Source organism: Deltaproteobacteria bacterium, assembly GCA_028818775.1.
Lineage (GTDB): Bacteria > Desulfobacterota > Binatia > UBA9968 > JAJDTQ01 > JAJDTQ01.
The window spans coordinates 1-25,033 of sequence record JAPPNE010000003.1 but is presented as its reverse complement, the minus strand read 5'-3'; the positions used below and the strand labels follow the sequence as shown (position 1 = coordinate 25,033).

The following is a 25,033-nucleotide window of genomic DNA, read 5'->3' as shown; positions in this document are numbered from 1 at the left end:
CCTCGGATTGTTCCCGCGTGCTGCCCTTGCCGGCGCTCTTGCTGCGCAGGCTGCGCCTGAGCGAACTCAGGCTCCGGCTTCTCATGCCGAGATTGCTCCCGGCCCAATAGACATGCAGCCAGGTATCGGCCTCGTCGGTGGTGCGCGAGAGCCAGGTCACGACGCCGCTGATCCGGCTCACCAGGTGGCGGTACCGCGCCAGGGTGACTTCAGGCGCCACGGTGCGCGCGCCGCCGCTGTTGCGGTGGGCCTTGGGACTCGCATTCAGACGCAGCGGAACGGGCGGCCGATCCGGACGATACAGCGCCTCGTCGCCGCAGGCCAGGCACTGCGGCCGGCGCATGACACGATGCCGCGAACTCTCGAAGGTGCCGACGTTCATCGCGATGGCGTGCCGGTGAACCGGCGCGGCCTCATCCAGCACCAGCCACTTGACGATCTCCGCCGCCATCAGCCCGTACAGCGCGTCCAGCACCGCGGGCTGGGCCGCGAACGGCTTGAAGGCAGCCTCCTCGCCGGCAACGTTGCGCAGAAAGCCGTGGACCTCCTGGTGGTTGCGCAAGCGGTACGCCAGGCAGTCCCAGCAGGGTCCTTGCCTGTCGGCGGGAAAGACGGGACCGAACAGCGCCTCCATGCCCCGCGGCCGCACCAGCGTCCACGGCGCTTGCGTCAAGAGCCGGCGCCGATTCACCTCCGCGAGGGGTGGGGCGAGATAATCGTCGCAGACGACGACGGTGAGCTTGGGGTCGCCGGACCCCACGCGGGCGCCGCATTCCTCCAGGTGGCGGTTGAACCGGCCGTCGTCACCTTCCACCGCCACGTGCGACCGCGCCAGCCGTTGTTCGGCCCAGCGCGGCGATGCACCGAGAGACGACCAGTAGGCCGCCCGGCCCCGGTCCATGCCGTGATCGGCGGAAACGACGTAGCCCTTGGCGGAGAGCGCCGCAATGGCCGCGAGAACATCCGCGCCGGCATGGGCGCCGTCGAGCGCCGCGACAATCTCGTCAAGCGCGCGCCGGCCATCGAGCAGCGGCAGCAAATCGTGGTGCAGCTTGCCGTGCAGCAGGGTATTGAACGACTCGGAGACCAGCAGCGTCTCGTGTTCGCCGATATCGTGGAATTGCAGGTGCGGGGTCAGCACGGCAAGCTTGACGAGACCCTCGTCCGCGGGGGTCGTCTTGAGCAGGATTCCGCGCCGGGGATTCGAGTCCGTCTGCACCGGCATCCGAGTTCTCCGCGCCAGATCGGCTAAGAGTCTGTCCGAGTCATCGCACTGTCCTTCGACTTCGCGACACTACGCGTCGCTACGCTCAGGACGAACGGCGAAAAGGCCATCACAACCGTTCGTCCTGAGCGTAGCGGAGCGAAGTCGAAGGGCGCCATTCGAATTCTCGGCCAAGCGTCGATGACGCACCTTCATGCGCGGAAAGAAAGGGCATCGATCCCGGCGGCGGCGCGGGACGCGGTTTCGGCGACCGCCGCCGCGAGCGCTTCAAAATCCTCGTGTCCGCAAGCGCTCGCGACGAGAGACCGGGCCCTCGGGGTTGACGCGGCCGCGTCGAACCCCTCTTCGCCGATGAGGCGCGTGATGCCCTGCAGGTCCCGCCACAGGGACGCGGCCCGCGCCAGCGGCTCCGCGCCAGCGCTACGAAGCACCGCCGCGGCGGGCGGGGCCGGATCGTCGAGGCCGGCGCCGGCGTTCGTCAACTGAAGGAAGCGCGCGGCCCTCTCCACATCATCCAGCCCGCCGCGCATATGAGCGTAGGTCGACACGCCGGTTTCGGCGGCGTCTTCCCGCGGCTCGTGCAGCTTGCCCATCAGGGACTCGTTCGCCCCGCGTTCGGCCAAGGCTTTGCGCCGTGCTTCGTCGAAGCGGCGCCCCATGTCGGAGTCGCCGCACTCGAACACGCAGCGCGCCCGGGTGAGCACGGGAATCGCGCGGGAAGCAGGGTCCCGGCCATGCCCGGCCAGTTCCGCGAGCGGTAGCGCGAGCAGGGAATCCGCGACGGGCGCGATCGGAGAAAACAACAGGCTGTCCCGCGCCAGATCGGTCAGGGTCTCCCGGAACCGCCGGCACAGCCGTTCGTTTTCGCCCACCCCGCCACCGTCATGAACGAACAGCATCTCGACGGCAACGCCGGGATAAGCCTCCCTGCTGGCGAGATCGCCCAGGAATATCGCCGCGACCCCGCCCGCGCCGAGCGGTCCCGACCGCTCGACCACGTCCGCCACCACGGCGCCAAGCAACGTCGCGATCGACGCTTCGGCGAGATTGGACAGCGCGGTCCTGGCCTCGCCCGGCGACAGGTTTCCGCGCACCACGTGCATGGCGATCTGAAACGCCTTGTCGTTGGACCAGTTGCGCACGATCTCCGCGGTTTCCCGGGCATCCGCCGTGGGGATTTCGGCGATCAGGTCCTTCATCTCCTGAACACCCATCTCAACCGTCCAATAGAGTCGCGCAAGGCCGCGCCGCGCGATCGCCTCGGTTTCCCGATCAGGCCCGAAGCCCTTGGGCAGGTCGAGGTCGGTGAATTCCCGGTCCTGCAGGCTGTCCAGAAGTTCCGGGTTGCGTTCGATCCATTTGGCGAGCCGCGGGGCGGCGCCGAAGATTTCGACGATGGCCTCGAAGGCTTCCGGCCGCGCCGCGGCAATCGGGCTGTCGTAGGCGCTCCAGTCATCGATCTCCGGATAGAAATGCGCGCGCCATTGGTCCACCAACGGATCCATCTTCTCGAACCAGCGCTTCGGCCGCAGCACGATGTTCATCATGTCGGCGTAGGTTCCCGGCAACACCGGCGCTTCATCGGCGTCGCGAACCTGGAGCAGCGGGTAGTGGCGCGCCGCCGCCGCGTGATGGTCCGCATGGCGCTGCATGTTGAAGAACATCCAGTTGCTGTACTTCCAGTCCGCGTTCCAGGAATGGCGCGGCATCACCTTTTCCCAACGGCCGTTCGGCTGACGCACCCGGCGCAGACCGTAGTGCTGGAAGTAGTTGCTGATCTTCATCGAGAAGACACAGCTCAGTCCGAGAAAGACAAAGACCAGCACCGCCAGGATCCCGCTCATCCACCACACCAGCCCGTACCAGAACAGGAGAGCGATGCCGTAGCGCCAGAACTGATTGCTGTAATGCCACCGCGGCAGACCGCGCCGGGCCAGGCGCTCGCCGGCGAATTCCCAGGAGTTGGTGATGTTGCTTGCGATCTCCCTGGGGAAATATCTCCAGAAACTCTCCCCCTTGGGAGCCGAGCCCACGTCGAGCGGCGTGCCGACCTTGGCATGGTGGATGTAGACATGCTCGGTCGAATACTGCGGATACGAGGCCGAGGCCAGCAGGAATTCCCCGAGGCGCCGTTCCCAGGCAGAGCGCCGGTGTATCAGCTCGTGACCGACCACGAACACGGCCTGCGCTTCCATGGTCAGAAGGATCACCAGGATCACGGCTTCCCAGATCGCGAACTGATTCGCGACAAGGATCTGCCACATGCCGAAGATGAGCGTCGGCGGCCACACGAACGCCCAGGTCCAGACGGGCAGATTGTGCCAGAGCAGCCGCCGTTCCGGCGTGTTCTCCGGGTCCATGTTGCGGCCGTCGGGACCGAGCGCCCGATCCAGCGGCCCCACGACGCTCATGAAGAGAAACGGCGGCAAGAGCCACCAGCCGCCATACATCACGGCGGCAAGAAGCAACGGGAAAATGCCCAAGGGCAGGTAATGCGGGAGGGCGTTGCGGAGCGACGGCTCGATCTGCCGCGAGATGTCAGCCTTGTCCGGACCCAAGCCACTACCTACGGCTGTATCCTGCGGCATAACGGACCTTGCCTCCCCGGTAACGATCCGATTTTATCAGTGGATACTTTCACCCACAAACACGGAGGGTAGGACCCGACTCTTGAATATACACGTCAGCCCCTCAGAACCTCCACGAGACGCTCCAGCGCCTCGATGCAGAACGCGGAGGTCACGGCTTCGGAGCCGTGCCCTATCTGGCCGAACGTGCCCCACTTCGACGATTGATCGCCGAACGCGAGAAGCTCCGGCCAGCTACCGTCCTCGCTTTGCACACCGATGAACCTTTCCACCTGGCGCTTCGCGTTGATGCGCTCGAGGCTGCCGATGTTGTAGAGCGCCGACACGGCCTGGGCCGTCCGGAGGACCTCGCCGAACTCTCCGTTGTCGTCGCGCAGGCCCAGGATGCGGTCCGCGAGTATCGGGCGCAGGCCATCGAGGGCGGGCCGCGCGTGGATCATGGCGCGGGTTGCGGCGTAGTAGATGGCGACCGTGTCGGGATACCACTTGGACGAGCCCTCCAGGTTTCCCTCGGCAATCAACGATTCCAGCCAGCGTTGGGCGGCCTTGGTCTCGGCGTGGTCGCCCAGGTAAGCGATGACGTTGGCGTTGACCACCGGGTCTGCCTCGATGCGAAAGGTCGCAACCACATTGGGTTCGTCCTCCTCCAGCATCCAGGTCCTGAAACGGCCTTCCCGGTCGCGGTTCGCCAGTATCCGCGGAACGTTCCTTCCCAGCGCGATCCAGGGGTGAGTCCCGATGACAAGCGAGCAGAGGGAGGTGCTGTCGAGATCCTGGGGCAGGTGGCGGTAGTAGCGCCACAGTCCGGGGTGCTCGATGGTCTTGACCAGATACGCCCTGGCGGCGGCGCACATGGCCCTGGCGCGCGCTTCATCGCTGCTCTCCAGGGCGAGCGCGCAGAGGGCCGACACAAAGGGAGGCCTTTCGAAATGCCGCGGAACATTCGGGTCGGCCGTATTGAACCGGACGCAGTGCCAGGCCCCCTGTTCGTCGAGGGTGGACTCCAGGAAGGCGAGACCGCGGCGGATGCTTTCCCTGCCCGCGCTAGCCAGCGCCTCCGGGGTCGCGGCAGCCTCTCGAGCCCGCGGCCGTTCAGGGGCCGGGGGCCGCGCGGGCGGCGCGGGATTGTACATGGTCTTGCGCAGGAATTCGAGCGATGTCGCGCCGGCTCTCGCCTCCTCCCGTTCGGCCGCGGTGAATTTGCCGCGCGGCGGAAGCACCAAGTGCGTCACGCCATAGGTTTCCTCGTGCACGTGGATCTCATGGTCCTGGGCCAGCGTCACGCCGAGCTCCTGTTCGATGGTCTCTCTGGGCTTGGCCAGGAGTCTTTCGCGAAAGTCGCTGTCGTCCTCGGCTCGTGATTTGAGGCGATCCGCCGCGTCAATGGGATTTTTCATGGAACCTCTCCGGCTCCGAGGCCGCGTCCGGCACCCCATCACCCCCCATTAAAGATAGCCCGCGTCCCGGTAAGCCCTCACCGCTCCGGGATGCAGCGGCACCCCGTCCAGCTCCAGCGCCGCGGCGCCACGGGTCCGAAGCGGTTCGTAAAGCTCGGCCAGTCCGTCGAACAGGGGATTGATCCGGGCCAGCGCTTCGGCGTTCCGCACCAGCGTGGAGGCGAACTCGCACACGAGGTCCTCGTCCACCCGCTCGTGGCTCACCAGGACGTTGAGCACCGCGAGCTGGGGGATGTCTTCGTCCACGCCGCGGAAGGCGCGCCGGCGCATGACCACGCGCCGGTAGAACGGGACCTTGGAGAGCACGTCCTCGATCTGCTCCTCGCGGTACGGGACCACCTTGACCCGGGCTCGTTGGCTCAGGTCGGTCATCACGGCATTGGGGATCGGGCACTGGAACTGGACGTCCACCTCCCCCGCCACCAGGGCGTCGGCTCCCTCCGGGAAGGTCATGTAGACCGGGTCGAAGTCCGAGAAGGGAATGCCCAGCGCGTCGCAGATGGTGTGGACGTGCTGGGTCATGCCGCTGTCGCGAGCCCCCACCGCCACCCGCTTGCCGGCGAGATCGGCGATGTTCCCGACGGGCGAGTCCGCCAGGGCGATGAAGAAGATCGGGCCGGCGTTGGCCGGCGAGACCATGCGCAGGCCGATGGGGTGGTCGAAGGGCGCCGTCCCCCGGGCCGCCCGCGGCGCCCAGTTGGACGCCATGAAGCCGAACTCGATCTCGCCCCGGTCGAGCCGGTTGGCGTTGTCGATGCTCGCGAAGCTGCGGGTGAGCTCGCAGTGTTCCTCAGGCGGGCGGGACTCGTTGAACACCCGGGCCACGGCCGCGCCCTGGGTGTCGAACGTGCCGCCCTCATCCGCCGTGCCGATCCTGAAAACCATCGCCTTACCTCCCCGTGAAAAGAATCCCGTGGCGAACGTCAAAGGAACCCGCCCGTAGCGCTCCCCCGTACTGTCGAGTTTTATGCACGATGCCGGCGACCTTGTCACCCCCGCCCCCAAGAGCCCGGACACCCGGAATGCCGTCGTCCCGGAACAAATCCAGGGGGAGGGGGCGGGTCCGCCGCGCTTGACCCGGAACCCCCGCACCCTCTATGACTCATCACACCCATGCAACGTTCCTGGCGCACCCCGGTCGTGGTGCTCATCTGCGGCACCCTGGTGATGCTGCTGTCCTTCGGCATCCGCCAGACCTACGGCCTGTTCCTCACCCCCATCAGCGACACGCTGGGCTGGCCCCGCGGCGTCTTCTCCCTGGCCGTGGCGCTCCAGAGCCTCATCTGGGGCCTGGCGCAGCCGTTCCTCGGAGGCCTCGCCGACCGTTACGGCTCGGCCAAGGTGGTGGCCCTGAGCGCCGTCGCCTACATGGCCGGACTCTATCTCATGTCCGTGTCCACGGACCCGTTGAGCATGACCCTGAGCACCGCCCTGCTCACGGGAGTGGCCATGAGCGGCACCAGCTTTTCGCTCGTGCTCGCCGTCATCGGCCGCAGCGCGCCGGCCAAGTGGCGCGGCCTCTACCTCGGCATCGGCAGCGCCGGCGGCTCGTCCGGGCAGTTCCTGGTGGTGCCGTTCACCCAGGTGTTCCTGTCGTCCCACGGCTGGGTCGAGACCCTGGTGCTGCTGGCGCTGGTGGCCGGCCTCATCGTCCCGCTGTCGGCGGCGCTGGCCGAGAACACGACCGCCGCGGTGCAGCGCGACCAGACCCTGTGGCAGGCCCTGGGCGAAGCCCGGCGCCACTCGGGCTACCTGCTGCTGACCGCGGGGTTCTTCGTGTGCGGGTTCCAGACCCTGTTCATTGCCCAGCACCTGCCCGCGCTCCTGGTGGACAACGGGCTGTCCCCCGGGCTCGGCGCCACCGCCATCTCGCTCCTGGGGTTCTTCAACGTCTTCGGCTGCCTGGCGGCCGGCGCCCTGGGCAACCGCTACAGCAAGAAGAACCTGCTGAGCTTCATCTACTTCATGCGCGCGGTGGTCATGACGGGGTTCTTCCTGTTCCCGATGACCGACACCAGCGTGATCGTGTTCTCGTCGGTCATGGGGCTGCTCTTCCTGAGCACCATCCCGCTCACCAGCGGCATCGTCGCGCAGGTCTTCGGCACCCGCTACATGGCCATGCTCTACGGCATCGTCTTCCTGGATCACCAGATCGGCAGCTTCATCGGCATCTGGCTCGGCGGCGTGCTGTTCGACTACACCGGCTCCTACGACATCGTCTGGTGGACCGCCGTCGGCCTTGGCGTCGCGGCCGCCATCATCCACTACCCCATCGACGAAAGGGCCATTTCCCGCACGGTCCCGGCCGCGGCGGCCGGAACCTCCGCCCCGTAGAATCCGTGACCGGCTGATCTCCCGTAGGGGCGACCGGCCGGTCGCCCCTACCCGCGACCTGGACCCGCGCGTCCACGCGCGGCAACCCCTGAAAGGACTGGAACGACGTGGCGCTACTGATCCGGGCCGAGGACGCGGCCGAAGTCATCACCATGGAGGAAGCCATCGACGCCGTGGAGGCGGGCTTCCGGGAGTTGGGGGACAACGCGGAGCTCAACGCCCCGCGCCGCAGGGTCATGACCCGGAAAGGCGCGCGGGTGAGCGTGCATCCCGGCGGCGTCCCCAGCCTGGGTGGCATCGGCGTGCTGGCCCATTCGGAGTTCGTGGCCGCGTCCGGCGAGAACCAGACCTACGACCACGCCGGGCGCCCGTGCGTGGTGCTCTTCGACACCAAGGACTCCTCCCTGAAAGGCGTGCTGGTGGGCCGCTTCGGGGTCGCGGGCGTGCCCGCCACCCGCGCCACGCAACTGCGCACTTCCGCCACGAGCGCCGTGGGCACCCGCCACCTGGCGCGGGAAGACGCCGCCGTGCTCGCCCTCCTCGGCGCCGGCGCCGAAGCCAAGTACCACCTCCTGGCCTTCGCCGCCATCCGTCCCTTCAAGCGGGTGCAGCTCTTCTGCCGCACCCCCGAGAGCCGCGCCGCCTTTTGCGAGGAGATGCAGCCGCTGGTGCCGTGCGAGATCGTCCCGGCGGACAGTCCCCGCGAAGCCATCCACGGCGCCGACGTGGTGCTCACCGCCACCAACTCCAACGTCCCGGTATTCGACGGCGACTGGCTCGAGCCCGGCATGCACGTCACCTCCATCGTCGGCGGCAACGTCGGCCTCATGAACGCCGGTCTCATCAAGCAACGGCGCCGCGAGATCGACGACACCACCGTGCAACGCGCCGACGTCATCGTCGCCAACTCCCGCGAACAGGCCATCCAGGACCAGCAGGGGGACTTCTACGAGCCGGTGGAGAAAGGGATCCTGCGGTGGGAGCAGGTCGGGGACCTGAGCGACCTGCTGACCGGGCGGGTCCCGGGCCGCACTTCGGCGGAACAGATCACGCTGTTCAAGAACAACGCGGGACAGGGAGTGGCGGATATCGCGATTGCCAGCCGGATCTTCGACCTGGCGAGTTCCAGGGAGATCGGGATCGAGTTTTGACGCAGTCCATCCTGATGTCCAGATACGCGAAAGCCCGCGCCGGAGCGCGGGCCTCGGAAAGAGGGCAATACAAGATTGCGTCTCACGAGAAGATCTACGACAGCGACCGTGGAACGTCAAGATTCACAACATCGACCAACTACTACATGGCGAAATTACCCACGAACACACGCATCAGCTCCCTTGCTGACCACACCATCCGCGCCGTCGTCCTCCGTTGTAGGGCCGTCCGTGCTTGGCCTGAATCAGGAGTTCCGTCAAGTCGGTCCCATCGGCCAGTTTAATGCGCGCCACGACGCGCCCGGCGTACTTGTCATTCTTGACGTTCACCAATGTTACCCGTTTGCCGACCCGTTCCTTGACAAAGTCACGTGCCGCCTCGGCCCTCCGCTTCTCGGCTTCGCACTTGGCGCGACCGCCTAGTTCCGGAGTATCCACCCCCTCGACACGGACGCTTCCCTTCCAGGTGAGACCGGGCCACATGAGCGCGTTGACCTTTACGGCGTCGCCGTCGGTCACGGACAACACGCGAGCTGGCGTCTGGATGCCAGCGCCTTCGGGAGCGGGCTTCGCAGCGCTCTTGTCGTTGATCGGCGACGAACGCGCCGTATCACCGGCCACTGCCCGGACCTGGCCAAGGCCGAGAAGGAAGAGACAAATGAAGGCGATGGCGACACCCTGATGCCCTGCCATTGCACACCTCCTTGCAAAGAAGTACGCAAACTTGGCGGACCACCGAATACCCGGGGACGGGGTAGTCGGGTCCTTGCAAGCATCATCAGGGTGTGTTGATGTTCCGCGTATTCGCCCAGGCCCGGGCAGCTACTCCAAGGCCACTACAGGCTATTGTATTCCGACGGAGGACCCGACACAGGAAAGTGACGATCCCCAACGACGCTTGCAGAGTTAATGACTAACCGATTCGGAATCCGTTGTCAAAGGAAAGGCTGAGCCTATTTGGCAGATCCCGTCCCGAACCCGGGCGTCCGTCCCTCCAGCAACGTTCCCAACTCCTCCGCCCGGAACTGAAGCCCCAGATAGAAAGGGCCGAACAGGCCGTAGAGGGCACTGGCCTCGTCGAAGCGCATCTCGTAGACCAGCTTCTTGAACACAACGGGGTCGTCGGCGAAGAGGTCCACGCCCCACTCCCAGTCGTCGAAGCCGATGGAGCCCGAGATGATCTGGGTCACCTGGCCGGCGTAGCGCCGGCCGATGAAGCCGTGGTCCGCCATCATGCGTTGGCGCTCGGCGAAGGGCGCATCATACCAGTTCTTGGCCTCGCCGCGCTTCTTGTCCATGGGATAGAAGCAGACGTAGCGCCGGGCGGGGATGTCGGGCCGGAGGCGGCCCTCCATGGTCTTCCGCGCCTGGACCAGATAGGCCGCCACCTGCTCCTTCCACTCCGGCGTGTCGGGGGCCACGCCCTTCTCCTGGAGGGAACGGTAGAGCTGGCCCGAGGCGCTGTAGAGGCCCAGCTCCACCACCGAGAGGTAGGAGGTGGTGGGCTCGAGGAACGGCGCCAGCTTGAGCTGGGCCAGCGCCAACTCGGCCTCGTTCAAGGCGTCCATCGAGTCGCGGAAGTGGATGAGCATGAGGTCGCCCTTGTGGCCCAGGAGCGAGGTCAGCCCGGTGCGGCCACCGGCGGTGTTCTCCATGGACTTCAGTGCGGAAACCGCTTCGTCCGTGGCATTCCTTCGCGCCGCCGGAGCCGCCGCGTTCCACTCAGGCCAGCGAATGCGGAACATCTGGTGGAGGATGCTCCAGCCCTCCAGGGTAAGGGGAACAGGGGGTACGCCCTTCTCGCCGGCGACAGACGCGGTCTTGTTCGCAGGATCACTCATTGAAACGCGGTGCTCACCGCACGATCTCCAGTTTTACTGCCCGGACCCGCCATTTCAAGCAGCATCCGGCCCCGGCACGGCGGCACACACACCCTCGCTACACGGACGCGAAATGTTTCGGCACAAAGTCGACAATCACCTGTCAGCGTCGTGACATTCCGAAAGGGACGCAAAACCGCACAGTTGGGCGGCTCCAGCCCAGGTTCTCAAGGGGCGAAATTGTCATGGATTTGGCGACTCCCGTCAGGAACAGCGCCGCCGACCCTCGTTTATTCATGCAGCGCGGAAAATTTCAGCAACCGCACAACAGCCGGCGTTGGCGCAACTATTGCATTCCATAATCTTATTGTACAGATAAGTATCAATAAGAGGAGGAAAGAATGGGGCAGACGAACAATCAGTCAGGGGGCAACTCCCTCCGTGACACCCTTGATTCCATGATAGGGCAAAGCGAAGCCATGCGGCGCGTCTTCGATCTCACGCTGAGGATCGCCGCGAGCGACTCCACCGTCCTCATCACGGGCGAGAGCGGGACCGGAAAGGAACTCATCGCACGGACCATACACGACCGCAGCAAGCGCGCGAGGCAGCCGTTTGTCGCCGTCAACTGCGGCGCCATACCCGAGGATCTGTTGGAGAACGAGTTGTTCGGCCATGTCAGAGGCGCCTTTACCGGTGCGCAACAGTCCCGGTCGGGACGTTTCATGACGGCCAAGGAAGGGACCATCTTCCTTGACGAGATCGGTGAGATCACGCCCAGGCTTCAGGCCAAGCTGCTGCGCGTCCTTCAGGAGCGGGAATTCAATCCGTTGGGTAGCGACGTCGCCACACGCACGAACGCGCGTTTCGTCGCCGCCACCAACCGCGACCTGCGGGAAGCCATTCCGGCAGGACTGTTCCGCGAGGACCTCTACTACCGGCTCGCCATCCTTGCCCTGGAGCTGCCTCCCTTGCGGGCGCGGCGGGACGACATACCTCCCTTGGTCCTACACTTCCTCAAACGTTACAGCGGAAACCCTCCCCGGACCATCGAGGAGGCCGCGATGACGCGCCTGCAGGCATACGACTGGCCGGGAAACGTGCGTGAAATGGAAAACCTCATCGAGCGGCTGGTCACCCTCACGGACCACCCGGAGATCCGTGTCCAGGACCTGCCCGAGCTCTCCAGTTACCTGAGGTCCCCCCGCGAAGCGGCGCTGCTTCGGGAGTTCATTCTGCCCAGCGACGGCATCGACATCGATCAGTGCATCCGCCGTTTTCAACGCGAAATGATGGTGCAGGCGCTGGAGCGCGCCAACGGCAACAAGACAGCCGCCGCAAACCTGTTGGGCCTGAACCGCACCACCTTCATCGAACGCATGCGGCGCCACGGACTCGGTTCGCTCATACCGCGCCGCCTGGCCACGCCCAACGGGTCTTGAGGCTAGTGTCCTGCGCCGCGGACCCTGTTGCGTCCACCCCGCCTGCCCGATATCTTCAAACTCATGGACTGGACACATCGCCTCGCTGGCTTGTTCCTGGTCACCCTGCTCCCGGCCGTGGCCGGGGCGGCGGCGCCCAAGGGAATGGTGGACGTCCGTGAGGAGGTCCTCGACAACGGCCTCAAGGTGCTGCTGCTGGAGAACCACCGGAGCCCCGCGGTCACCTTCCAGGTGTGGTACCGGGTGGGCTCGCGCAACGAGGTGGCCGGCAAGAGCGGCATCGCGCACTTCCTCGAGCACATGATGTTCAAGGGCACCGACAAGGTGGCGCCCGAGGAATACGCGCGCATCATCCGGAAGCACGGCGGCCGCTCCAACGCGTTCACCTCCTACGACACCACCGTGTACCACGCCACCATGGGCCGGGAATCCATCGGCGTGGCCATCGAGCTCGAGGCCGACCGCATGGTCAACACGCGCCTCCGGGAGGTCCACTTCACGCCCGAGAAGAAGGTCGTGCAGGAGGAGCGGCGGCAGCGCACCGACGACCGGCCGCGGGCGGCGCTGGGCGAGGTCACCAGGGCGGTGACCTACGCCGTGCACCCGTACCGCCGTCCCATCATCGGCTGGCCGCAGGACATCGAGCGCATGACCCTGCAGGACCTCAAGGACTTCTACCGGACCTACTACGCGCCCAACAACGCCTTCATCGTGGTGGCCGGGGACTTCGACAGCGAAGAGATCCTGGCGCGGATCCGCGAGCATTTCGGCGCCATCCCGCGCGGGCCGGAACCCCCCGAGGTGGGACAGGCCGAGCCGCCCCAGCGGGGCGAGCGGCGTGTGCAGCTCAAGAAGGAAGCCGAGTTGCCGGTGGTGATCATGAACTACCACGTGCCCGAGGTGGGCCACGCGGACAGCTACGCGCTGGACGTGCTGGAGATGATCCTGTCGCGCGGGCGCACGTCGCGGCTTCACCGGGACCTGGTGTACGAGAAGCGCATCGCGCGCTACGCCTACGCGGGCTACCATCGGGTTTCCATCGACCCTACCACTTTCAGCCTCGGCGCCCAGGCCATGCCGGGCAAGGACATCGCCGAGGTGGAGGCGGCCATCGACGCGGTGATCGGCCGGGTGCGGGACGAGGGCGTCACCCAGGCGGAGCTCGACAAGGCCAAGAACCAGGTGGCGGCGAGCTTCATCTTCGCCCAGGAGTCCAACCGGGGCCAGGCCATGCGCGTCGGCTTCTATGAGGTGACCGGCGGATGGCGCCGGATGAACGAATACCTGGGAGGCATCCAGGGGGTCACGGCCGAGGACGTCCGTCGGGTGGCGCGGCAGTATCTCGACCGGGACCGCCGCACCGTAGGGACCCTGGTGCCCCAGGAGAGGAAACGCTCATGAAACGCTGGCTGCCGCTTCTGCTGTGCCTAGTCCTGGCGCCGCAGGCCGTCGCCTCCGCCGCCATGAACGCGCAACGCGAGATACTCCCCAACGGGATGGTCCTGGTGACCTCGGAGCAGCCCGCGCTGCCCATCGTCTCCGTGGAGCTGCTGATCCGCGCCGGCTCGCGCTACGATCCCGCGGACCGGCACGGCCTGGCCAACCTCGCCTCCCGGCTCCTCACCCGGGGCACGGCCGCGCGCGACTCCATGGCCATCAGCGGCCTGGTCGAGGGCATGGGCGCCCACCTGGGGACCGACGCCGGCCGCGAACTCGCCACGGTAAGCCTGAGCATCCTCAAGAAGGACCTGGACACCGGCCTGGCGCTCATGAGCGAGGTGCTGACGGAGCCGTCCTTCCCGGAGACGGAGCTGGACCGCACGAAGCAGTCCCTCCTGGCCTCCATCCGGGCCAAGCGCGACCGCCCGGGCTCCATCGCCCGGGAAGCATTCCGCGCCGCCCTCTACCCCGGCAGCTTCTACGGCCGCCCGGTGGAAGGCTCGCGGGATTCGGTCCAGGGCCTGGACCGGAACGCGGTGGCGGACTTCCACCAACGCTACTACCGCCCCGACCGCACCATTCTCGTGGCCGTGGGCGACATCACCCACGAGGAGATGAAGCGCAAGCTCGCCGAGGCCCTGGCGGGCTGGGAAAAGAGCGACGGCGCGCCGGACGGGCCGGTGACCTTGCAGGCGCCGGAACGGGCAGCAATCAAGATCGACCGCAACCTCAGCCAGTCCAACATCATCATGGGGCACGAGGGGCCGCTCCGGTCGAACCCCGACCACTACGCCATCCGGGTGATGAACCAGATCCTGGGCGGCGGCAGCCTGTCTTCGCGGCTCGGGGACAGCATCCGCAACGAACGCGGCCTGGCGTACGTCGTCTACAGCTACTTCCTCGCCAGCAAGGAGACCGGGCGCTTCCAGATGGCCATGCAGACCCGCAACGAGAGCGCCCGTGAGGCCATCGAGACGGCCAGGGCCGAGATCGAGCGCATCCGGCGCGACGGCGTCACCGAGGAGGAACTGGCGGACGCCAAGAGCTACCTCATCGGCAGCTTCGCCCTGGGCCTCGAGACCAACGGCGCCATCGCCGACTTCCTGGGGCAGGTGGAGTATCTCGGCCTGGGGCTGGACTACGTCGACCGCTACCCGGACCTGATCCGGAAGGTCACCGCCGAGGACGTCCACCGGGTCGCCCAAGAATACCTGCAACCCGACAAGCTCATCCTCACGGTGGTCGGGAACCTCGACAAGGCGGCCCTGTAGAACTGAGGAGCCCAGGGTCCCGTAGATTCACTTCCCCGATTCGAACCGCCACCGGGCGGATTCAACCCCGCGCGTGCCGGCATACGCGGCGCGAACCGGGCTGAAAGCCTGAACCGCGCCCTCAGGGAATGATCCCGTGTCACAAGAGGACAAGGCACTCCACATCATCCAGCGCCTGCGCGAGGCCGGCCACGAGGCCTACCTCGCCGGCGGCTGCGTGCGCGACCGGCTCCTGGGACGGGAACCCAAGGACTACGACGTGGCCACGGCGGCGCCCCCTCGGGCGGTCCAAACCATCTTCCCCGACACCGTTGACGTGGGATCGCAGTTCGGCTCCATCGTCGTGTTGGTGGAGGGCGAGCCGTTCGAAGTCACCACCTTCCGCTCAGACGGCCCCTACCGCGACGGGCGCCGGCCCGATCACGTGCGCCAGGGCACCCTGGAGGACGATGTCCGCCGGCGCGATTTCACCATCAACGCCATGATGTACGACCCGGCGGAGGACCGGGTCATCGACCTGGTGGACGGCCGGGAAGACTTGGCCCGAGGCCTGGTCCGGGCCATCGGCGATCCGCGCGAGCGCTTCGCCGAGGACCACCTGCGCATGGTCCGCGCCGTCCGCCTGGCCTGCGGCTTGGGCTTCGCCATAGACGGACCCACGGTCCGGGCCATCCAGGACCACGCCGCCGCCGTCACCCAGGTGGCGTGGGAACGCATCGGCGCGGAGATCACCCGCACCCTCACCGAGGGCGGCGCCCGGCGCGGGTTCGAGCTGCTGGACGAGACCGGGCTCCTGGAGGTGATCCTGCCCGAGATCGCCGCCATGAAGGGCTGCGGGCAGACGCCGGACTTCCATCCCGAAGGCGACGTGTTCGTGCACACGCTGCTGCTCCTCGGGCACCTGGACGCCCCCACCGAGACCCTGGCCTACGGCTGCCTGCTGCACGACGTGGCCAAGCCCCCGTGCCGCGAGCCCACGGGCGAGCGCGTGACCTTCTACGGCCACCCCGAGCTGGGCGCGGAGATGGCCGTGGAGATCCTCCAGCGCCTCAAGCGCAGCCGCGCCGTGACCGAGCGCGTGGCCTGGCTGGTGCGCTGCCATCTGCACTACACCCAAGCGCCGAAAATGCGCCTCAGCACCCTCAAGCGCTTCCTCGCCCAGGACGGCATCCACGAGCTGCTGGAGCTGTGCCGCATCGACGCGCTTTCATCCAACGGCGATCTGGGCTACTACGACTTCTGTCAACAAAAGCTCGCCGAACTGGGCGAAAAGGAAGTGAAACCGGAGCCGCTGCTGCGCGGCCGCGACCTCATCCGGCTCGGCTACGCGCCCGGCCCGGCGTTCTCGGCGATGCTGCGGGCCGTCGAGGAAGCCCAGCTCGAAGGGGAGTTGAGGACGGCGGAAGAGGCCACAGTATGGGTGCGTGAGCGCTATCCGCGCGGGTAGGACTCCGGACCCGGTTCCCTTGCAGGTCGCCCCGCGCTTGCCGCTGCCCGATCCACACGGAGGTAACGACGAATGGCGAAAGCCGCGAAACACCAGGTCATCGGCAAGTCCCACCACCGGGTGGACGGCGTGGTCAAGGCCACCGGCAAGGCCGTCTACGCCATGGACCTGGAGCTGCCGGGCATGCTCCACGCCAAGGTCCTGCGCAGCCCCTTCCCGCACGCGCGCCTGCTGCGCATCGACGCCGCCAGGGCGGCGGCGCTGCCGGGCGTGGTCACGGTGCTGACCCGGGACACCCTGGACGGCATGAACCCGTACTACGGCTCGGCCTACAAGGACCAGACCATCGTCGCCCTGGACAAGGTGCGCTACGACGGCGACCCGGTGGCGGCGGTGGCGGCGGTGGACGAGGCTGCCGCGGACGCGGCGCTGGCGCTCATCGAGACCGAGTACGAAGAGCTTCCCGCGGTGACGGACGTGGCCGAGGCCATCGCGCCGGGCGCGCCGCTGGTGCACGAGCAGGTGGCGGACGCGGACGAGCTGCACGGCCACGCCTACCGAGTGCCCGAAGAGTTCCGCGGCACCAACGTCTGCTACGCGTACAACTACTCCCGGGGCGACGTGGACAAGGGCTTCGCCGAAGCCGACGAGGTGTTCGAGGACGTCTTCACCTTCCCGCAGGTCCAGCACTACCCGCTGGAGCCCCACATCACCATCGCCGCGGTGGAGGACGGGCACGTGACCCTGTGGTCCTCCACCCAGGACCCGTTCACCCTCCAGCGCCACATCGCCGAGTTCTTCTCCATCCCCATCAACCGGGTGCGGGTCATCGTGCCCCACATCGGCGGCGCCTACGGCGGCAAGCTGTCGGTGAAGAACGAGCCCTTGGTGGCAGCGCTGGCGTGGAAGACCGGGCGGACGGTGAAGATCACCCACACCTCCGAGGAGACCTTCCGCACCATCACCCGCCATCCCGCCCGGTTCCGCATCAAGACCGGCGTCACCCGTGACGGCAAGCTCGTGGCGCGGGAGTGCGAGGTGCACATGGGCACGGGCGCCTACGCCGACTACGGGCCGCGGGTGTCCCAGAAGGCCGGCTACCGCGCCCCCGGTCCGTACCGCATCCCCAACGTCAAGGTGGACGCCTACACGGTCTACACCAACGCCGTGCCCGCCGGCGCGTTCCGGGGTTTCGGCACCCTGCAGGTCACCTGGGCGTACGAGTCCCAGATGGACATGATCGCCCGCCGGCTCGAAATCGACCCCCTGGAGTTCCGCGTCCGCAACCTGATGAAGAAAGGCGGCCTCTTCACCAAGGGCGACAGCCCGGTGGACTGCGACCTGGAGGCGGGCCTGAGGCGCACCGCCAAGGCCCTGGGCTGGGGAAGGAAGAGGAAGGAACCGAACCGCGGCATGGGCCTGGCCTGCTGCATGAAGGACGGCGGCGGCACCTACAAGGTGGCGTCGGCTTCCATCAAGCTCAACTCCGACGGCAGCGCGGTGCTGTTCACCGGCACCGTGGAGATCGGACAAGGCTGCCGCACCGCCCTGGCCCAGGTGGTGGCCGAAGAACTGTCCCTGCCCTACGAGGCCGTCACCGTGGCCCAGCTCGACACCGACTCCACCCCCTACGACGCCGCCACCAACGCCAGCAGCTCCATGGTCATCATGGGCCTGTGCGTGGAGCGGGCCGCCGCCGAGCTGAAGCGGCAGTTGCGCCGGGCCGCGGCCAGGCTGCTCAAGTGCAAGGCCGGCCAGGTCACCTTCAAGAACGGCCACGTCCACGCCGGCAAGGGCAAGCGCATGAGCTACGAGGAGGTGCTCAACCACACCTTCGGCGCCAAGGGCGGCGAACTGCTGGCCAAGGGCAGCTACCAGGACGTGCACAGCAAGAAGGCCGTGCTGGGCTCTCCCACCACCTTCTGGGAAACGAGCTGGGGCGGCGCCGAGGTGGAAGTGGACCCCGACACCGGCGTGGTGAAGCTCCTCAAGTACATCTCCACCGCCGACGTGGGCAAGGCCATCCACCCGCTCCAGTGCGAGGGCCAGGACGAGGGCGGCGTCATGTTCGCCATCGGCCACTCGCTGATGGAGGAGATGCAGTACGAAAACGGCCACCTGCTCAACCCGAACATCATCGACTACCGCCTGCCCTCCTTCAAGGACATCCCCGGGACCTTCCACACCATCATGGTCGAAGACGCCAACGGCCCCGGCCCCTACGGCTCCAAGGGCCTCGGCGAAGGCGGCCTCATGCCCGTCTCCCCCGCCATCGGCAACGCCATCGAGGATGCCGTCGGCGTCCGCGTGCGCGACCTGCCCATCACGCCGGAGAGGATGTGGCGGGCGATGCGGGAGGGCGGGGGGAAGTAACTTCCATTGATCTCGGTCCTTTCAGTTGCCGCTACTGCCACGATAGGGTCTCCATCACCACGGGCCTTCCGTGCCTTCGAAGATATAGTCATTCAGAAAGATGCGCTGACCGAACAGGTTGCGTTCGACTTCGGTCAATGTGGCTTCCTCGCAGATGTCGTCCCATGCATCCCGGATGGTGCCGATCTGCCGGTCGATGATGTTCTTCGCCGCTTTGTCGCTGAGCTGGAAATTGGGCGCGGCCTCCAGGCAGGTCGCAAGTGTGCTCGACCGATTATCTCCTACGATCAGCATCGCCTGGCTGGCCACATTGCCGGAACGGCTTTGCGGACAAATGTCATAGGCAGGCGTCAGGGTCAGGTGTTCGCCGTCCCAGAAGCCCGCATGGTTGCGGGCGTGATCGTCGGTATTGCCGCACAGGATGTTGAACACGAGCCGTCCGTACAGCTCGCGCAACGTCGCCTTCGGCGAGGTGAAGCGGTGCCGGATGATTTCTGCAAGGTCTTCATAGCTGGCGTAACGCGCCATCATCTCATCGAGAACGAACAGCGTCAGCGCCGAGACCATCGCCTTCCGCGTCCAGTCGTCTTTCATCTTTGTGCGGTCGAACCGCTCGACCAGCAGCACGTCCTTGCCGGCGACGTGCTCAAGACGCACGGGGGCGACGTCAAGCCCCACCTTGGCGGCAAGGCGCATGGCGACATATTCCGCCTTCACCACGTTGTAGGTGTCGGTCGAAGACGAGAACTTGGCGATCAGCTTTGTGTCGCCGTCCTGGATCATCGCCTTCGGGCGCGCACCGCCGAGCGACGTACCGTGCAACAGCGCCTGATCGAGATCGGGCGTCAGCGGCACGCCATTCTCGACTTTCTCGGCGGCGCTCAGCAGTTCTTCGAGCGTAGCGGCTTGAGCGGCCCGCGGCACGTACTCGGAAGGAGAGTGCTGAAAGTCCAGAGCGCCGATTCGGTCGGAGCCGGACTCCAGTAGGTAGGTCAGCTCGTCGAGCTCGGCGGTGTCGACATCCTTGCCCTTGCGTCCGAAGGTCCGATTCAGGATGACGCGACGGCCCCATGCATCCGGCGCGGCGTCGCGCAGGCATCCGGCCATGCTCAGCCCGACTTCGGGCGCAATCGCTCCGCTGCGCAACGGCAGTTCCGGCTCGTAGATCGGAATGCGTTCATTCCGGTCCAGATAGCTCTGGCCGTAGTTGAAGATCAGCCGCTCCCCGTCACGCGCGATTCGACCGGCGACGACCGGTGCCGTCGCGCCGGGCAGCCATATCCAGACATAGGCTTCCTCCGGCGCTTTCGTGTCGCGGTGATCAGAAGTCATCCTTCACCTTCGTCGTTCCCGTGCGGACGGATTGCGGCAGCAGGGTGAGCTTGTCGCGTTCCATCGACAGATGGCGCGTCAGCGTCGTCGGTTCGGCTTCGAACAGGCGCAGCCCGACAATGGCGGCCGCCTCGAAGGCCGCACCGATGGAGGAGCCCATTTCACCTTTTTCGATACGATGCACGAGGCCGCGCGAAATCCCGGCGCGTTCGGCGACATCGGCGACTGTGATGTCCCGTTCGATGCGCGCGTTACGGATCATCAGCCCGAGAAGCTCTGCGGCTTCACGGGCATAGCGGGAATAGCTTCTGTGTGCGGGCTTCGCCATCTTTTTGTTCCATAAATAGATTTTAAAAGGACTTGTTGCCTTATTAGTAGATCATCCTAGCAGATTTCAAGCGATTTATAAAATTTGTGTTCCATAAATCGGTATCCCTGTTCCAGCGACCACCGGACCCTTTGTGCCACAAAGCCGGCGAGCGGTTCGATCTCCATCCTGACGCTGGCCGCTTCGAGCGCCGCGAGATAGCCTTCATCGTCCGGAGAATATCGTCGGCCGGTTCGGTCCGTCCGATTCGGCGGAAGGCGCCGGCAAGGCGTCGTGCGATTGCAAGTAGTTCGAGCTGGGGCAGCTACAAGTATATTGCGTTGTGTCAATACAAGTAAAAGTTGTATTGCGAAGCTTGGCGGGCGAGTAGAGCAGGAGCGGGCAGTGGCCGAGTCAGCCCGCAATCTTGAGGACCAGCGACTTCGGCCCGGCGGCGTGCCGGGCAAACGCGCCTACAGGCAAGTGGTGGACCTGGAAGCCCGTCTTCTCCAAGTGGGCGGCGATCCCTCGGCAACCCTGGGGCAGGACGACGTTCTGTCCTGCAACCAGGGCATTGCATCCCAAGCGCCGGGCATCATCGGTGTCGACCGGATGGAGCCGAGGCACGTGGTCCTCGAGGTCTTTCCGCGCGCTCGGGTCGAAGGCGTCCGGATGGAACAACGCGCCGCCGTCGCCCAGCGGACACAGGCAAGTGTCGAGGGGCCGGTCCCAGGCGTCGGACAGGCGAAGGGAGCGGATCTCGCCGCCGAGGACCTTGGCGACGGCCGCGTGGGCGGCCAGGTCGTCGTCGGACCGATACCCCGCGAACATCGTCCCGCCCACGCCCACCAGGTCGCGCTCGCCTTCGAAGCGGCAGCCTTCCGGGAGCCCCGGCGTGGCGTAGCCCCGGACCAGAAAGAAGTTCTCCCAGGCCTCGGCTTCGGATCGCCTTGAGTCTTCTCGAAACCGGCTTGCGATGAAGGAATCCTTCCAGACGAATCCGCCGCTGGCGGCCAGCACGAGCCTGGGCATGTCGGGCCTGGGCTCCAGCAGGTCCACCTGCACGCCGAGCTCGTCGCGCAGCAGGCGGTAGAGGCCGCGCCACTCGGCCATGACGGCGGAGGCGTCCTCACCGGGGGCGGGCTCGTAGTGGAGCGGCGGGCACATGAGGACTTTCACGACGTAGTCCCCTCCCCTGCCCTCAGCAGCCGTTCTCCGGGAACAGCCGGGCCACGTTCCCGCCCAGCAGCTTGCGCTTGGCGGCGGCGCCGGCCCTCACGGCCTTCACGATGGCGACGGCGTCGCCGAGCCGGTCGATGGTGGGAAAATCGCTGCCCATGAGCACCTGGTCCTCGCCCACCATGTCCATGGCGAAACGGATCTCGAGCGGGCGCCAGAACGGAGGGGCGGTGTCGATGAAGATGCGGTCCCGGAACTTGTCGAAGTAGCCCTGCTCGCGCTTGTCCCAGAAGGACGGGTTCAGGCGGTTGCGGAGCGCGAACCAGGCGCCGCCCAGGTGGGTGAAGACAAAGCGAAGGCCGGGGAACTTCTCCAGCGTGCCGCTCAGCATGAGCCGCACGATGTTGATGGTGTTGTCCATGGCGCGCCCGAGGTTGCGGGTGAGGTTGAACTGCTCCATGCCGTGAGGGTGCGCCAGCGGCAGCTCCGAGGACGGGTGCACGAATATGGGGATGTCCAGGTCGGAGACCAGCCGGTAGAATGGGTGATAGCGCTTGTCGTCCAGCAGGGCACCGCGGATATGGGTGTTGATGCCGACGCCGCGGAAGCCCAATTTCAGCACCGCGCGCTTGAGCTCCCGGCGGCCGCCTGCCTCCAGCGCGGGCACGTGTGCCAATGGGATGATGCGGCCTGGGAACTGTTCCACGAGCCTGGCCATCTCGTCGTTGATGAAGCGCGCGGCCGGGACGTCGATCCAGTCCACCCAGCAGCCCACGTGGAGCACGGCCCTATCGATCCCCACCCGGTCCATCTCGTCGATCTGCGCGGCCATGTCCGCGGTCATGGCGGGGGGTCCGAAGAGCTGCACCCCTTCCCGGCGGATGCCGAACCGGTCGGGCTGCCGCACCACCGCCTCGCCGGGCCGGAGGAGCGGCTCCGGGTTCCGGTAGTGTTCCTCGGGCATCCAGTGGTGATGCGCGTCGATGATCAGGGTCTTCGCCATGGGAGTCTCCTCAGGCATCCGCGCCCTTGCTCGGGGCCACGATCCAGATGCACGCCAACGATAGCACACACAGGACGATGCCGATCCAGCACGAGCTGGCATAGCTGCCCGAAATGTCGTGGAGGTAGCCCGCCAGCCAGGGGCCGACGCCCGCGCCCATTCCGATGCTGAAAGCCAGCAAGCCGATGATCGAGCCGAAATGCTCGCCGTGAAAGATGTCGGCGGCGATGGTCGGATAGAGCCCCTGCCGCGACCCGAAACCCACGGCGAACAGCGGCGGGTACAGGGACACCACCAGGGCCTCCGGCATCCCGTCGAGGTAGAGGATCATCAGGATGCCGCCCACCAGGGCAACGCTGCCGATGGTGTAGGCCCGCTCGCTGCCGATCCGGTCCGAGAGGGTCCCCATGCCGATCATGGTGAAGGTGGTGAAGAACCCGGTGAGGCCCAATACCCAGGCACCGAACTCCCGCGAGAGTCCCGCGTCCACCATGGCGGCCACCTGGTGCACGAGCACCATGTGCACGGGGATGGCGCCGAACACGAACCCCCCGCACAGCGCCCAGAACCGGTAGTTGCGGAGCGCCGCGGCGAGAGTCACGCCGCCTTCCCGCGCCCGGCGCGGGCCACCGCTTCCCTCTGCCGCGGTGGCGCCGAAGTCCGGCAGCAGTCCCATGTCCTGCGGCCGGCGCCGCTGGAGGAACAGGTTGAGCGGTACCACCGCGGTCAGCATCACTCCGGCCAGCATCAGGTACGCGTTGCGCCAGCCCAACGCGCCGATCAGCCACTCCGCGGCCGGCACCACCAGGAAGATCCCGACGCCGATCCCCGAAGCCGCAAGGCCCATGGCCATGCCGCGCTTGCGAACGAACCAGTTGCTGATGACCGTGGCCTGCGAGGTCATGGGCAGAGCGGCGAAACCGAGGCCCACCAGAAGGCCCATGCCCAGGTAGTAGTGCCAGACGGTCTGGGTCATGGCGCTGACGGCGAATCCCGCCGCCATGAGACCGGCGCCTGCCGGGAACACGAACCTGGGGCCGAGCCGGTCCAACATGTGTCCCCACGCCGGCGCGGAGACGGTCCACGCCACCGAGCCCAGAGTCAGCGCGCCGGCGGCCAACCCGCGGCTCCAGTGAAACTCCTCGATAACCGCCACGAAGAACAGCGCGAACGCCGCGCGGCACCCGAAGGCGGCGGCGACGGTCATGAACGAGATGCCCAGCACCACCCACGGGTAGGTGCGGTTGAGCCGCGCCGTGCGGGCGGAAGCGGGGTCGGCGACTGAAGCGTTCAAAAGGACGGACTCGTTCGTCTCGCGCAGAAACGACGTTACGACAACCTGGGAATGACCTCGTCGCTCAGGAAACGGATGACCGAAGCGTAGTCCCGCCCGAGCTTGGCGAACGAGATCTGCTCGAACCCGAGGCGCTCGGCTTCGGCCGCCAGCTCCAGGATGGGCTCCACGCAGTCCGACGGCCGGCCGGCGACGAAGCAGGCGCGCGGCATGGCGTCGGTCACTAGCTCCCGCGAAGCCTGTTCGATGGTCATGCCCGAGTGAAGCGCTTCCCGGATGCGGTTGACCCGCTCATAGTCAATGCCGATGCGCTCGAACTCCTCGGGGCTGTAACCCAGGGCCTGGAGGCTCACCATGTGGTGGGCCGAGTACTTCTTCGCCTCCGCCAGCGCCAACTCCGGTTCCTCCGACACCGCCAGGTTGATCTCGCACACCTTGCGCAGCTTCTTGTCCGGGTCCACCGCGTGCGCCGCGGCGTCCGCCCCCGCCATGGCCTGCTCCAGCCTCCCTAACTTGTGCATGGAGATAAAGTAACCGCCCATGAGCACGCCTTCCATGGTCTCGCCTGCGATGGCCAGGAAGCGCGGGCCCACGCCGCCGCCGTAGAAGCGCACGGGCGCCGCGGGCGGGCGCACCAGCTCGATGTGTCCCCGTGGGTTCATGTGGAAGTAGTCGCACAGCGCGGGGTACTCTTCGAACCGCACCTCCTCGCCACGGAACAGCCCGCCGAGAAATCCCACGGTCTCGCGCACCACCCGGAACGGCTTGCGCATCTCCAGGTACTGCGGCACCTGCCCCTTGCTGCCCTTGGCGATGCCGAGGCTGATCTCGCGGCCGTCGGTCAGTTCCGAGATGGCCAGCACGGCGTCGGCCACGTCGATGGGATTGCGGAAGTAAGGCACCAGGATGGCGGTGCCCACCTTGACCGGCGCACGCGCCGCGATGGCGGTGGCGACGCTCAGGACGTTGCGATAGCGCAGCGAGTCGCTGAGCCAGACCTGCTTGAAGCCCCGCTCCGCGCCCAGCTCCGCCAAGTCCGCCAGTTCCCGCGTGGTGTAGTAGGACGCCGCCTGCAGCACGAACTGCAGCCCGAACTCCCCGGAGAAGATCGCCATTCCGTCCCCCTGTCGCCGTTGACTTCCATTGGGGGATGTATAGGGATTCTGTTACGGCGGCAAGGCCGCCGCAAGACCCGCAGATTATGCTGCGAATTAACCAGACGCCACACTAGGAGCCGGCGGCGTGGCGTTCTTCCCGCAGCGCGGCGATACGGTCCTCGATGGGGGGATGGCTGGCAAAGAGCATTCGCATACCGCCCTTGCGGACGCCCGAGATCCCCATTGCCTCCAACTGTTCCGGCATGTGCTCGG

General features: G+C 66.6%; 20 protein-coding genes. 7 read left to right on the top strand and 13 right to left on the bottom strand.

Annotated features, from left to right (window positions below; genetic code table 11):
• The 4 genes from OXU42_00390 to OXU42_00375 form a co-directional block, all read right to left on the bottom strand.
• On the bottom strand, nucleotides 1-1,225 hold a 1,225-nt coding region (locus OXU42_00390), incomplete at its 3' end, for a TOMM precursor leader peptide-binding protein (GenBank protein ID MDE0027850.1).
• A gap of 191 nt (nucleotides 1,226-1,416) precedes the next feature.
• Nucleotides 1,417-3,783, bottom strand: coding sequence for a fatty acid desaturase (locus OXU42_00385; GenBank protein ID MDE0027849.1), 2,367 nt, complete (start codon nucleotides 3,781-3,783; stop codon nucleotides 1,417-1,419).
• A gap of 125 nt (nucleotides 3,784-3,908) precedes the next feature.
• Nucleotides 3,909-5,210 (bottom strand): hypothetical protein, encoded by a 1,302-nt coding sequence (locus tag OXU42_00380; GenBank protein ID MDE0027848.1) that lies wholly within the window; start codon nucleotides 5,208-5,210, stop codon nucleotides 3,909-3,911.
• 48 nt (nucleotides 5,211-5,258) lie between these two features.
• Nucleotides 5,259-6,155 carry a TAXI family TRAP transporter solute-binding subunit gene (locus OXU42_00375; protein MDE0027847.1) on the bottom strand — a complete coding sequence of 299 codons (897 nt, stop codon included), beginning with the start codon at nucleotides 6,153-6,155 and terminating at the stop codon, nucleotides 5,259-5,261.
• Between the two features lie 228 nt (nucleotides 6,156-6,383).
• Here OXU42_00375 and OXU42_00370 point away from each other — a divergent pair, with 228 nt between their 5' ends.
• Entirely contained in the window at nucleotides 6,384-7,604 is a 1,221-nt protein-coding gene (locus OXU42_00370; GenBank protein ID MDE0027846.1) for an MFS transporter, read from the top strand.
• Between the two features lie 107 nt (nucleotides 7,605-7,711).
• On the top strand, nucleotides 7,712-8,755 hold the full coding sequence (locus OXU42_00365; GenBank protein MDE0027845.1) for an ornithine cyclodeaminase family protein: 1,044 nt from the start codon (nucleotides 7,712-7,714) through the stop codon (nucleotides 8,753-8,755).
• Nucleotides 8,756-8,929: 174 nt separating this feature from the next.
• On the opposite strand, the gene OXU42_00360 is transcribed toward OXU42_00365, so the two are convergent.
• The gene (locus OXU42_00360) at nucleotides 8,930-9,448 is read right to left on the bottom strand and encodes a thermonuclease family protein (protein MDE0027844.1); all 519 of its coding nucleotides are present in this window, start codon (nucleotides 9,446-9,448) and stop codon (nucleotides 8,930-8,932) included.
• Between the two features lie 260 nt (nucleotides 9,449-9,708).
• Nucleotides 9,709-10,596, bottom strand: coding sequence for a heme-dependent peroxidase (locus OXU42_00355; protein ID MDE0027843.1), 888 nt, complete (start codon nucleotides 10,594-10,596; stop codon nucleotides 9,709-9,711).
• A 437-nt stretch (nucleotides 10,597-11,033) separates the two neighbouring features.
• Here OXU42_00355 and OXU42_00350 point away from each other — a divergent pair, with 437 nt between their 5' ends.
• The 5 genes from OXU42_00350 (at nucleotide 11,034) to OXU42_00330 (ending at nucleotide 18,548) form a co-directional block, all read left to right on the top strand.
• Nucleotides 11,034-12,017, top strand: a complete 984-nt coding sequence (locus tag OXU42_00350) for a sigma-54 dependent transcriptional regulator (GenBank protein ID MDE0027842.1) — start codon at nucleotides 11,034-11,036, stop codon at nucleotides 12,015-12,017.
• A 63-nt stretch (nucleotides 12,018-12,080) separates the two neighbouring features.
• Entirely contained in the window at nucleotides 12,081-13,418 is a 1,338-nt protein-coding gene (locus OXU42_00345) for a pitrilysin family protein (protein MDE0027841.1), read from the top strand.
• The gene (locus OXU42_00340) at nucleotides 13,415-14,728 is read left to right on the top strand and encodes a pitrilysin family protein (GenBank protein ID MDE0027840.1); all 1,314 of its coding nucleotides are present in this window, start codon (nucleotides 13,415-13,417) and stop codon (nucleotides 14,726-14,728) included. The genes OXU42_00345 and OXU42_00340 overlap by 4 nt, the downstream gene beginning before the upstream one ends.
• A 136-nt stretch (nucleotides 14,729-14,864) precedes the next feature.
• Entirely contained in the window at nucleotides 14,865-16,175 is a 1,311-nt protein-coding gene (locus OXU42_00335; protein ID MDE0027839.1) for a CCA tRNA nucleotidyltransferase, read from the top strand.
• A 72-nt stretch (nucleotides 16,176-16,247) separates the two neighbouring features.
• The gene (locus tag OXU42_00330) at nucleotides 16,248-18,548 is read left to right on the top strand and encodes a xanthine dehydrogenase family protein molybdopterin-binding subunit (GenBank protein ID MDE0027838.1); all 2,301 of its coding nucleotides are present in this window, start codon (nucleotides 16,248-16,250) and stop codon (nucleotides 18,546-18,548) included.
• Nucleotides 18,549-18,602: 54 nt separating this feature from the next.
• On the opposite strand, the gene OXU42_00325 is transcribed toward OXU42_00330, so the two are convergent.
• From OXU42_00325 to OXU42_00295, 7 genes are all read right to left on the bottom strand, one after another.
• Nucleotides 18,603-19,880, bottom strand: a complete 1,278-nt coding sequence (locus OXU42_00325) for a type II toxin-antitoxin system HipA family toxin (GenBank protein ID MDE0027837.1) — start codon at nucleotides 19,878-19,880, stop codon at nucleotides 18,603-18,605.
• Entirely contained in the window at nucleotides 19,870-20,208 is a 339-nt protein-coding gene (locus OXU42_00320) for a helix-turn-helix transcriptional regulator (GenBank protein MDE0027836.1), read from the bottom strand. Before OXU42_00320 ends, OXU42_00325 begins: the two co-directional genes overlap by 11 nt.
• 393 nt (nucleotides 20,209-20,601) lie before the next feature.
• Nucleotides 20,602-21,366 (bottom strand): hypothetical protein, encoded by a 765-nt coding sequence (locus OXU42_00315; protein MDE0027835.1) that lies wholly within the window; start codon nucleotides 21,364-21,366, stop codon nucleotides 20,602-20,604.
• A 22-nt stretch (nucleotides 21,367-21,388) separates the two neighbouring features.
• A complete protein-coding gene (locus OXU42_00310) occupies nucleotides 21,389-22,369 on the bottom strand; it encodes an amidohydrolase family protein (GenBank protein MDE0027834.1) in 981 nt (326 codons plus the stop codon).
• A 10-nt stretch (nucleotides 22,370-22,379) separates the two neighbouring features.
• Nucleotides 22,380-23,663: an MFS transporter gene (locus OXU42_00305; GenBank protein MDE0027833.1), complete on the bottom strand. Its 1,284-nt coding sequence runs from the start codon at nucleotides 23,661-23,663 to the stop codon at nucleotides 22,380-22,382.
• Between the two features lie 35 nt (nucleotides 23,664-23,698).
• The gene (locus tag OXU42_00300) at nucleotides 23,699-24,778 is read right to left on the bottom strand and encodes an LLM class flavin-dependent oxidoreductase (GenBank protein ID MDE0027832.1); all 1,080 of its coding nucleotides are present in this window, start codon (nucleotides 24,776-24,778) and stop codon (nucleotides 23,699-23,701) included.
• A 112-nt stretch (nucleotides 24,779-24,890) separates the two neighbouring features.
• Nucleotides 24,891-25,033: zinc metalloprotease HtpX (locus OXU42_00295; protein MDE0027831.1), on the bottom strand; the 143-nt coding region annotated here is incomplete at its 5' end.

Bases quoted from the DNA above. Each gene is read 5' to 3' on its own strand.
- OXU42_00380 (MDE0027848.1), bottom strand. From the start codon at position 5,210: ATGAAAAATCCCATTGACGCGGCGGATCGCCTCAAATCACGAGCCGAG.
- OXU42_00375 (MDE0027847.1), bottom strand. From the start codon at position 6,155: ATGGTTTTCAGGATCGGCACGGCGGATGAGGGCGGCACGTTCGACACC.
- OXU42_00370 (MDE0027846.1), top strand. From the start codon at position 6,384: ATGCAACGTTCCTGGCGCACCCCGGTCGTGGTGCTCATCTGCGGCACC.
- OXU42_00360 (MDE0027844.1), bottom strand. From the start codon at position 9,448: ATGGCAGGGCATCAGGGTGTCGCCATCGCCTTCATTTGTCTCTTCCTT.
- OXU42_00355 (MDE0027843.1), bottom strand. From the start codon at position 10,596: ATGAGTGATCCTGCGAACAAGACCGCGTCTGTCGCCGGCGAGAAGGGC.
- OXU42_00350 (MDE0027842.1), top strand. From the start codon at position 11,034: ATGATAGGGCAAAGCGAAGCCATGCGGCGCGTCTTCGATCTCACGCTG.
- OXU42_00345 (MDE0027841.1), top strand. From the start codon at position 12,081: ATGGACTGGACACATCGCCTCGCTGGCTTGTTCCTGGTCACCCTGCTC.
- OXU42_00340 (MDE0027840.1), top strand. From the start codon at position 13,415: ATGAAACGCTGGCTGCCGCTTCTGCTGTGCCTAGTCCTGGCGCCGCAG.
- OXU42_00330 (MDE0027838.1), top strand. From the start codon at position 16,248: ATGGCGAAAGCCGCGAAACACCAGGTCATCGGCAAGTCCCACCACCGG.
- OXU42_00325 (MDE0027837.1), bottom strand. From the start codon at position 19,880: ATGACTTCTGATCACCGCGACACGAAAGCGCCGGAGGAAGCCTATGTC.
- OXU42_00320 (MDE0027836.1), bottom strand. From the start codon at position 20,208: ATGGCGAAGCCCGCACACAGAAGCTATTCCCGCTATGCCCGTGAAGCC.
- OXU42_00310 (MDE0027834.1), bottom strand. From the start codon at position 22,369: ATGGCGAAGACCCTGATCATCGACGCGCATCACCACTGGATGCCCGAG.
- OXU42_00300 (MDE0027832.1), bottom strand. From the start codon at position 24,778: ATGGCGATCTTCTCCGGGGAGTTCGGGCTGCAGTTCGTGCTGCAGGCG.